General features: G+C 41.7%; 1 protein-coding gene. It reads right to left on the reverse strand.

The window, feature by feature from the left end:
* Positions 1-131 precede the first annotated feature (131 nt).
* A partial coding sequence (ltrA, locus tag BMZ78_RS18395; RefSeq protein WP_093231814.1) for a group II intron reverse transcriptase/maturase occupies positions 132-1,264 on the reverse strand: 1,133 nt, incomplete at its 5' end.

A 1,264-nucleotide genomic window follows, 5' to 3' on the forward strand; every position in this document is an offset into this window, starting at 1 on the left:
GTAGAGTAGAGAACTGAAATTTTGCAGCGACCCCTTTGGGTCGCCTACTCATTTCAGCTCCCCCTCATCAAACCGGACATGAGGTTCTCCCTCATCCGGCTTTCCGATGTTCTTCTTTCCTTGGCATGCGGTTAACTCGAGCTAGTCAGTTTCAATAGTTTACCTTGTGTCAGTCTAATGATCTCTCCCCTTCGTTGGAGTCTTTTCCGCTTATTCCTTTTCTTATTCCAGAAAAGAGTCAAGCGTTCGATGACATACCAATCGATCCGGTTGAGCCACTTCTTGGCTATAGGAGAAGTGAAATAATAATTCTTAAATCCTTGAAGCTTCCTATTTAGTCCTCGTATCAGATCATCTAAGCTCCAGAAAAGTCTGTTTCTGTGTTGTGTGTACTCTTTAATCTTTCGTCTCATTTCCTTCATTGCTTTCTTACTTGGAATATGAGACATCACATATATTTTGTTTCCACCTTTACTCCATTTAGGTAATTTTCTATGATGAAAACCTAGAAAATCAAATCCATTTGTGTTATCCCAGATATTTACTAGCCTTGACTTTTCTTTGTTCAAGGTTAGATCGAGTTTATTCAAAATGGCTTGTATTATTCGTATGCTTTCTAATGCTTCTTTCTTCGTTTTGCACAGAATGACAAAATCATCTGCGTATCTCACCAGTTTGCCCAAATGGGCAAACTTCTTCTCCCAGATCGTGTCCAAGTAGTTTAGGTAAATATTCGCTAATAAAGGGGAGATTACTCCTCCTTGTGGGGCACCAACCTCGGTTTCATGGAACCGTACGTCTTCCATGACTCCAGCCTTCAACCACTTTCTTATGAGCTTTAGCACACGCCGGTCACTAATCCGCATCTCGACCAACTTCATCAGCTTTTCGTGATTGATGTTATCAAAGTACCCTTGAATATCCACATCTACTACCCAATATGCTTTTCTGCTCACTTTACGTATTTGTGAGATCGCTTGATGAGCATTCCGTTTTGGACGAAAGCCATAGGAACAGTCTTTAAAATCTGCTTCGAAAATGGGTTCGATTACCAACTTCGTTGCCATTTGTACCACTCGATCTCGTATGGTCGGGATTCCTAATGGCCTTTGTTTTCCGTCTGCTTTCGGAATATAGGCACGCCGGACTGGACAAGGACGGTATTTCTTCTTTTTCAAATCATGGTAGATTTCGTTTAGAAAACGGCTTTCGCCGTATTCGTCCACAATCTTGGCAATGGATATTCCATCCACTCCACCGCTTC

The sequence above is a fragment of the Thermoflavimicrobium dichotomicum genome (assembly GCF_900114055.1).
Classification (GTDB): Bacteria; Bacillota; Bacilli; order Thermoactinomycetales; family Thermoactinomycetaceae; genus Thermoflavimicrobium; species Thermoflavimicrobium dichotomicum.